Origin of the sequence: Pasteurella testudinis DSM 23072 (genome assembly GCF_900176075.1) — a bacterium.
Classification (GTDB): domain Bacteria; phylum Pseudomonadota; class Gammaproteobacteria; order Enterobacterales; family Pasteurellaceae; genus Chelonobacter; species Chelonobacter testudinis.
On record NZ_FWWV01000004.1, the window covers coordinates 69747 to 78717 of the forward strand.

Consider the following 8971-nt stretch of genomic DNA (forward strand, 5'->3'; position numbering starts at 1 on the left):
CCGCCCTACAATGCAAACGCAATATTGAAAGTTATCTATAATTTGATTTTAGCTTTTTTATAACGAATAAAATTAAGATAGAGAGCCATTTTGCAAAACCCAAAAAATAAAAAACCACAGTCGAAACGCCAATCGCATCCGTTAAACCCTATGCAAAAAGCCCTGCTGGCACAATTAACAGAGGTGATGTTAAGCGATAAACGCCGTTTGAGTTCGCGGATTTACGGCTTGGGCAATATTAAAAACGACGCGGCGCAAAGTGCGGTGGCGGCGGAAATCGAACAGGCGATTGCGGCAGCCAAAGTGCGGTTGGCGCAACGGCAGACCGCACTTGCGATTGAGTTTCCCGAAAATTTGCCGGTCAGCCAACGCCGCAACGAGATTTTAAAAACCATTGCCGAACATCAAGTGGTAGTGATCGCAGGGGAAACCGGATCGGGCAAAACCACCCAGTTGCCGAAAATGTGCCTTGAATTGGGCTTGGGCAGCAAAGGCATGATCGGGCACACCCAACCGCGCCGGATTGCGGCACGTTCGGTGGCGGCGCGCATTGCCGAAGAGCTGAAAAGCGAGCTGGGCGAGTTGGTCGGTTACAAAGTGCGGTTTAGCGATCAGGTCAGCGACAACAGTCGGATCAAATTGATGACCGACGGGATTTTGCTGGCTGAAATTCAGACCGATCGCTATTTAAACCAATACGATACCCTGATTATCGACGAAGCGCACGAGCGCAGTCTGAACAATGATTTTATTCTCGGTTATCTGAAGCAACTGTTGCCGAAACGCCCTGATTTGAAACTGATTATCACCTCCGCCACCATTGACGTGGAGCGTTTTTCGCAACATTTTGATAATGCGCCGATTATCGAAGTGTCGGGGCGCACTTTTCCTGTCGAAGTGCGGTATCGACCGTTAGTCGAGGAAGAGGATCACGATCAAATTCAAGGCATTTTGCAGGCGGTGGACGAATTGCAGGCGGAAGGGCGCGGCGATATTTTGGTTTTTCTCAGCGGCGAGCGTGAAATTCGCGATACCGCCGATGCGCTGCAAAAACAGCAGTTGCGCCATACGGAAATTTTGCCGTTGTACGCGCGTTTATCGGCGCAGGAGCAGAACCGTATTTTTCAGCCGAGCGGCCTCAATCGGATTGTGTTGGCGACCAACGTGGCGGAAACCTCACTGACCGTGCCGGGAATTAAGTATGTGATCGACCCCGGTACGGCGCGGATTTCCCGTTACAGCTACCGCACCAAAGTGCAACGGCTGCCGATTGAAGCGATTTCGCAAGCCTCTGCCAACCAACGCAAAGGGCGCTGCGGACGGGTATCGGAGGGGATTTGTATCCGATTGTATTCGGAGGAAGATTTTAATGCGCGCCCTGAATTCACCGATCCGGAAATTTTGCGCACCAATCTCGCCTCGGTGATTTTGCAAATGACCGCACTTGGACTGGACGATATCGAATCCTTCCCGTTTGTCGATGCGCCGGATCGCCGTTACATTCAGGACGGGATTAAATTATTAGAGGAGTTGCAGGCCTTTAATTTGGTGAAAACCAAACAGGGCGAACAACGTAAATTGACTGCTGCCGGTCGACAGTTAGCGGCGTTGCCGGTCGATCCGCGCTTGGCGAAAATGGTGTTGAGTGCGGCGCAATTCGGCAGTTTACGCGAGGTGATGATTATCGTGGCGGCGTTGTCGATTCAAGATCCGCGCGAGCGTCCGCGGGAAAAGCAGCAAGCCGCCGATGAAAAACACCGCCGTTTTGCCGATGAGCAATCGGATTTCTTGGCATTTATCAATCTGTGGAATTATCTGCAACAGCAACAAAAAGCCTTGAGTAACAACCAATTCCGCCGTTTGTGCAAAAGCGAATATCTGAATTATCTACGCCTGCGCGAATGGCAGGATATTTACCACCAATTGCGCTTGAGCGTGCGCGAAATGGGGCTGCATATCAACTCCACCGCAGCGGATTATGCCGCAATTCATCGTGCGTTATTGACCGGTTTGTTGTCGCATATCGGGCTAAAAGTGGCGGAAAAACAGCAGTATCTCGGCGCACGCAATACCCATTTTTCCGTGTTCCCTAATTCGGTGCTGTTTAAGAAAAAACCGAAATGGCTGATCGCCTCGGAACTGGTGGAAACCTCAAAACTGTGGGGGCGAATGTTGGCGAAAATCGAACCGGAATGGATCGAACCGCTGGCAGGGCATTTAACCAAATCCAGCTACGCCGAACCGCATTGGGAAAAATCCAAGGGCGCGGTGATCGCCAGTGAAAAAGTGGTGTTGTACGGCATTCCGATTGTGGCGGCACGCCCGATTAATTACGGCAACATCGATCCACAAGAGAGCCGCGAAATTTTTATCCAAGCGGCGTTGGTCGAGGGCAATTGGAATACGCGGCATAAATTTTTCCAACAGAATATGAAGCTGATCCGTGAAGTGGAGGAGTTGGAGCATAAAAGCCGCCGCCGTGATATTTTGGTAGACGAACGGCAGTTGTTTGCGTTTTACGATCAACGGATCGGACAAGACGTGGTGTCGCAAAAACATTTTGATAGTTGGTGGAAAACGGCGCAACAGCAAAATCCCGAGTTGCTCAATTTCGAGAAATCGTTTTTAACCAATGACGAGGCGCAAACGGTCAGCCAGCTGGATTTTCCGAATTTTTGGCAGCAGGGCAATCTGAAGCTGAAACTGAGTTATCAATTCGAACCGGGTAGCGAAGCGGACGGGGTGACGGTGCATATTCCGTTGGCGTTGCTGAACCAAGTCGAACCGCAAGGTTTTGACTGGCAGATTCCGGGCTTGCGGCGTGAGTTGGTGATCGCATTGATTAAATCGTTACCGAAAGCGATGCGGCGTAATTTTGTGCCTGCGCCAAACTACGCCGAAGCCTTTTTAGGGCGCGCCGAACCGTTGGCAAAACCGCTGTTGGAAAGTCTGCAATATGAATTGCGCCGCATGACAGGCGTGGCGGTTGAGCCGGAGTTGTGGAACGTGGCGCAACTTGAACCGCACTTGAAGATCACGTTTCGTGTGATTGACGATAACGGACGTAAATTGCGCGAGAGCACCGATTTGGATCAGCTGAAATTCGAGCTGAAAGATCAGGTGCAACAAAGCCTATCGGCGGTGGCGGACGACGGTATCGAACAGAGCGGCATTCATATCTGGAATTTCGACACGCTACCGCACTTTTACCAGCAGAAAAAGCGCGGTTACAGCGTGAAAGCCTATCCGGCGCTGGTCGACGAGCAGGATTCGGTCGGGATCAAGCTGTTTGAAACCGAATTCGAGCAACAGCGCGCGATGCAGCAGGGCTTGCGCCGTTTGCTGTTGTTGAACGTGCCGTCGCCGATTAAATATCTGCATGAAAAACTGCCGAACAAATCCAAATTGGGCTTGTATTTCACCCCGTTCGGACGGGTGTTGGATTTAATTGACGACTGTATCGCTTGCGCAGTGGATAAGCTGATCGCCGATTTTGGCGGCGTGGTTTGGGAAGAAGCGGCATTCCAGCGGCTGCGCGATCACATCAGAGAACATCTGAATGACACGACGGTTGAGATTGCCAAACAGGTCGAGCAGATTTTGACCCTGACCTTTGAAATCAATAAACGCTTAAAAGGTAAAATGGATTTCACTATGGCGTTTGCACTGTCGGATATTAAAAGCCAATTGGCGAATCTGATTCACCAAGGTTTTGTGCAACGCAACGGTTATCACCGCCTGCCGGATTTGCTGCGTTATCTGCAAGCGGTTGATAAACGCATCGACAAATTGGCGCAAGACGTCAACCGCGATCGCGCCAATATGCTGCGGGTGGAAAAAGTCACGCAGGCATATCAGCAATTATTGGCAAAATTACCGAAATCGCAGCCGATAAGTGATGAAATTTTAGAAATCCGTTATATGATTGAAGAACTTCGTGTCAGCCTGTTTGCCCAACAACTCGGCACGGCATATCCGATTTCGGATAAGCGGGTGCTGCTGGCGATACAAGAGGCGAATTATTAAGCCGGTGAAAAGTGCGGTTTTAAGCGGAATTATGGGGAGAAAATGCTGAATTTAGCCTTATTGACGGAATCACCGACCTGCGATTTTAAGCAGAGTTTGGAAATTGAAAAACCGAAATCGTGGTTAAAAACCGTGAGCGCATACGCAAATACCATTGGCGGTATGCTGATTTTCGGCGTACGGGACAGCGATAAAATGCCGCTTGGAGTGGGCAATCCGCAAAAAGTGATTGAAAAAGTGACCGAGCAGATCAAAAGTCGGATTCAGCCCCAACCGCACTTTATGGTAGAAACAGCGGTTATCAATGATAAAACGCTAGTTGTTGTGAAAATTCATTCCGGCATGAACACGCCTTATTACCTTTGTATTGAGAATACCAGAGTGGCCTATTTGCGTATCGGCGATGAGAGTGTGGTGGCAGAAACATATCAGTTTAATGAGCTGATTTTAAAAGGGCGGAATGAAACCTACGATTCGATGTTGACCCGATTCGATAAACAGGATTTTAGTTTTTCCAATCTGACGGCGACCTATCTGCAACGTAGCGGCGAGCGTATGGACGAAAACGATTTTGTGTCTTTCGGTTTGGCGGATCAACAAGGCAGGCTGACCAATGCCGGTTTGTTATTTGCCGATCAATGTCCGTTTCGTCACGCCCGTGTGTTTTGTACCCGTTGGATTGGTTTGGAGAAAGGTTCATTGCGCGGAGATACGCTTAATGATCAAGAGTTTCAAGGCAGTATTACCTATTTACTGCAAGCTGCGCTTGGCTTCATTAAAGCCAATACGAAAACTGCTTGGGATAAAGTGGGCGACAGTAGAATCGAACGGCACGAATATGCAGAAAGGGCTTGTGTCGAAGCGGTGGTAAATGCGCTGATCCACCGTGATTACAACCAAACCGGCTCGGAAGTGCATATCGATATTTATGACGATAGAATGACGGTTTGGTCGCCGGGCGGGATGTATGATGGCTCGTTAATCGGTGCTCAGGATCTGTTCCATATGCATTCGACACGGCGTAATCCTATTTTAGCCGATGTTTTCAGCCGTTTGTTTTATATGGAACGGCGTGGCAGCGGCTTGAAAAAAATTATTTTGGAAACTGAAAAACTTGAAGGCTATCAACCGCATTTGAAACCGCACTTTATTTCGGATCGCTGTGGCTTTGAGGTGGTGATTTGGAATGTGAATTATAGCGATAGCGCAGGGGAAGAAGTCCCCGCTCAAGATACAGGACAGGATACAGGACAGGATACAGGACAGGATACAGGACAGGATACAGGACAGGATACAGGACAGGATAAACCGTCTGATGATTCCCAAAAGTTCGCATTGATTGAATTTTGTCAAGTTGCCCGTAGCCGTCAGGAAATGATGAGTTATTTAGGGATAAAATCAAGAGCGCATTTTGTTGATTACTATCTTATGCCTTTATTGAAAGAGGGCAAATTGATAATGACATTACCGGATAAGCCGAGTAGTAAAAATCAACGTTATATTATTAAAAAATAAAAGGAGTTTTTATGCATTGTCCTTTTTGTTCGGCGACAGATACCAAAGTGATCGATTCCCGTTTGGTGTCGGACGGTTACCAAGTGCGCCGCCGCCGCGAGTGTTTGCAGTGTCGTGAGCGTTTTACCACCTTTGAAATCGCCGAATTGGTGACGCCGAAAATTATTAAAAGTAATGATAACCGCGTGCCGTTTGACGAGAAAAAGTTGCGTTCGGGCATGATGCGTGCACTTGAAAAGCGGCCGGTGAGTGCCGATGACGTGGAAAAATCCGTCAATCATATCATTCATCAACTGCAAGCCACCGGTGAGCGCGAAGTGCCGAGTAAACTGGTCGGCACGTTAGTGATGGAAGAGTTGAAAAAGTTGGATAAAGTGGCGTATATCCGCTTTGCCTCGGTATATTTGAGTTTTGACGATATTAAACAGTTTGGCGATGAAATTGAAAAATTAACCGACGAAGCAAAAAGTAGGGATTGACGATGACAGCAAAATTTTCAAGCGAAGATCAACAGTTTATGCAACGGGCTTTGCAGTTGGCAACACGCGGACGCTGGACTGCCGCACCGAATCCGATGGTCGGCTGCGTGATCGTAAAAGACGGCAAAGTGATTGGCGAAGGCTATCACCAAAAAGCCGGAGAAGGCCATGCGGAAGTGAATGCGTTCGCTGCCTGCGCCGAAAGTGCGGTCGGCTCGACGTTGTATGTGACCTTGGAGCCCTGTTCGCATTTTGGCAAAACGCCGCCTTGTGCGTTGAAAATTATCGAGCATCGGGTGAAAAAAGTGGTGATTGCGATGCGTGATCCCAATCCGCTGGTGGCGGGGCAAGGCATTGAGTTGTTACAGCAAGCGGGCATTGAAGTGGTTGTCGGTTTATTGGAAGCGCAAGCGGAAGCGTTGAATAAAGGTTTTTTGAAACGAATGCGAACCGGCCGCCCGTTTGTACAGCTGAAAATGGCGATGACGATTGACGGCAAAACCGCAACTGCAAGCGGCGAAAGCAAGTGGATCACCGGCGAGCAGGCCAGGGCGGAAGTGCAGGATTACCGTGCGTGTGCCGGTGCGATTCTGTCGGCAAGCGGCACGGTATTGGTAGACGATCCGCTATTGAATGTACGTTGGCAGCAACTGCCGCATGCGGTGCAGCGCGACTATCCCGAAGCGCAAATTCGTCAGCCGGTTCGGGTGGTGATGGATTCTAAGCACCGTATTCGCCCCTATCATCAATTGTTCAGTGTAGAAAGTGCGGTTTGGCTGGTCGGCAGTAAAGATAAAATGCGCGATCTCGCCGCGTTTCCCGATTTTGTCGAGGCGATCTATTTGGATCCGCAACAGCCGCAACTTTCCGCTTTAATGGATGAACTGGGCAAGCGCCAAATTAATATTTTATGGATTGAAGCCGGCGCTAATCTTGCCGGTTCGCTAATCAGCGCCGGTTTGGTCGATGAACTGATTGTGTATATCGCGCCGAAACTGCTCGGCGATCAAGCCAGAGGCTTATGCCATATGCCGGATTTACACCGTCTTGCCGATGCGCCGCAGTGGGAATTAGTCGGCAGCGACGCAGTGGGCGAAGATTTTAAAATGGTGTATCGCCCTAAATCATCGGCAAATAAGCAAAACGGAGTGGAAACATGCTGAAAAAATTATGGCAATCGGTGCTAATCGGCTTGTGTACGGCGGCGTTGGTGTTGGCGTTAATACCGCTATTCCAAGGCAAAAGCGGTTTTTTCTCCGGCGGCAATGATGAGCTGCAACTCGTGTCTTATGCCGGTGCGGTGCGAATCGCTTCGCCGGCGGTAGTGAATGTGTATAACCAATCGTTGCAAGCAGGCAATTTGGGCAGTGGCAGCTTGGTCAGCAATGAAGTGCGGGTCAGCAATCTCGGTTCCGGCGTGATTATGCGTGAGGACGGCTATATTCTCACCAATCGTCATGTGATTAACAATGCCGATCAAATCGTGGTGGCGCTGCAAACCGGACAGATTTATCAGGCGACGTTGGTCGGTTCGGACAGTTTAACCGATTTGGCGGTGCTGAAAATTCAGGCGGGAAACTTGCCAACCATTCCGCAAAACAAAGCGCGCCGAGTTTCGGTCGGCGATGTGGCGCTGGCGATCGGTAATCCGTATAACTTGGGGCAGAGTGTCAGTCAAGGGATTATCAGTGCCACCGGACGTAGTGCCTTGGGGGAAATCGGGCGGCAGAACTTTATCCAAACCGATGCCTCGATTAATCGCGGCAATTCCGGCGGTGCTTTGATTAACACGGCAGGTGAACTGATCGGTATCAACACATTGAGTATCGGCAAAGACAGCAACGAAATTGCGGAAGGGCTGAGTTTTGCGATTCCGATTGATATTGTCAATGACGTGCTGAAAAAAATCATTCAAGACGGACGGGTTATCCGTGGTTATTTCGGCGTGGAAAGTCAGATTTTCTACAATAACGAAGATCAGCTCGGGCTGAATCAGCGCGGAGTGTTGGTGACTGCCGTCGCCCCTAACGGCCCGGCGTATCGAGCAGGGCTTTTGCAAGGGGATCTGATCGTGCGCTTTAACGGCAAAGCGGTTAATTCACCGACTGATCTATTACAGATTATTTCCGATACCCGTCCGGGCACAGTGGTTGAGGTGCAAGTGGAGCGAATCGGGCAGTTGTTGAATATTCCGGTGACGATCGCCGAATACCCGGCGACGAATTGATCAGAGCAGTGTAAGCTTACCCTAAAAAGACACAGCTCAAATCCAGAGATTTCTGTCATTATCGTTTTGATATAGGAATTCATGAAACGATAGAAAATTGTAGAGAACAACAATTTCTAAAAAACAACGTGAAGCGCTGTTAGAGATTGTTTACTCCTTTAAAGCAACAAAACAAGAAGGATAACCAGCTTGTTAACACACGGGGAACAACTGGCGGCCGATGCCGTTCAACGCATAACCGCCGGCATCAACAGCTTTCAACGCTCCAAAGTCCGCTTGGTCGGTGCCCGCGAAGTGGTCGAACCCGCAGCACGCCAAACCGACACCATTAAGCACCGCAGCTTCTGGGCTGCCCTTGCCGGTGCGGTTGCCGGCGCACTGGTCAGTGCCGCCATATTGGGGGCGGCTAGCTTTCTGTGTGCTGGGTTCGGTGGATTTGTCATCGGCATGGGCATTTTGCTCAGCCCTGCCGTGTCTTCCGGTATCGATACCGTCAAAAATAAAGTCGAAAGTTTCTTCACNCCACCCGACCCCGACGGCACCATTATTCTCGGCAGCCCGAATGTCTTCGCCAATAATCTACCCTTAGCTTATGCGGCGATGGATAACAGTGATGTCACTATCGCTTGTAAAGACCATTCCCCGCCGACCATGATTGCCGAAGGCAGCGAAACGGTATTTGTCAACGGCTTACCGGTAGCGCGCAAAGGCGATAGAACCACCT

General features: G+C 49.7%; 6 protein-coding genes. All 6 read left to right on the forward strand.

Translation table 11 applies throughout. The features are described 5' to 3' along the window. The first annotated feature begins 150 nt into the window (after positions 1 to 150). Positions 151 to 4026, forward strand: coding sequence for an ATP-dependent RNA helicase HrpA (gene hrpA, locus B8880_RS03545; RefSeq protein WP_084256049.1), 3876 nt, complete (start codon positions 151 to 153; stop codon positions 4024 to 4026). Positions 4027 to 4068: 42 nt separating this feature from the next. Next, the gene (locus B8880_RS03550; RefSeq protein WP_084256039.1) at positions 4069 to 5541 is read left to right on the forward strand and encodes an RNA-binding domain-containing protein; all 1473 of its coding nucleotides are present in this window, start codon (positions 4069 to 4071) and stop codon (positions 5539 to 5541) included. A gap of 11 nt (positions 5542 to 5552) precedes the next feature. Then, a complete protein-coding gene (nrdR, locus tag B8880_RS03555; protein WP_084256040.1) occupies positions 5553 to 6020 on the forward strand; it encodes a transcriptional regulator NrdR in 468 nt (155 codons plus the stop codon). A gap of 2 nt (positions 6021 to 6022) precedes the next feature. Continuing rightward, on the forward strand, positions 6023 to 7183 hold the full coding sequence (gene ribD, locus B8880_RS03560) for a bifunctional diaminohydroxyphosphoribosylaminopyrimidine deaminase/5-amino-6-(5-phosphoribosylamino)uracil reductase RibD (protein WP_084256041.1): 1161 nt from the start codon (positions 6023 to 6025) through the stop codon (positions 7181 to 7183). Continuing rightward, on the forward strand, positions 7177 to 8247 hold the full coding sequence (gene degS / locus B8880_RS03565; RefSeq protein WP_084256042.1) for an outer membrane-stress sensor serine endopeptidase DegS: 1071 nt from the start codon (positions 7177 to 7179) through the stop codon (positions 8245 to 8247). The genes ribD and degS overlap by 7 nt, the downstream gene beginning before the upstream one ends. 447 nt (positions 8248 to 8694) lie before the next feature. Then, a partial coding sequence (locus tag B8880_RS14825; RefSeq protein WP_425272994.1) for a PAAR domain-containing protein occupies positions 8695 to 8971 on the forward strand: 277 nt, incomplete at its 3' end.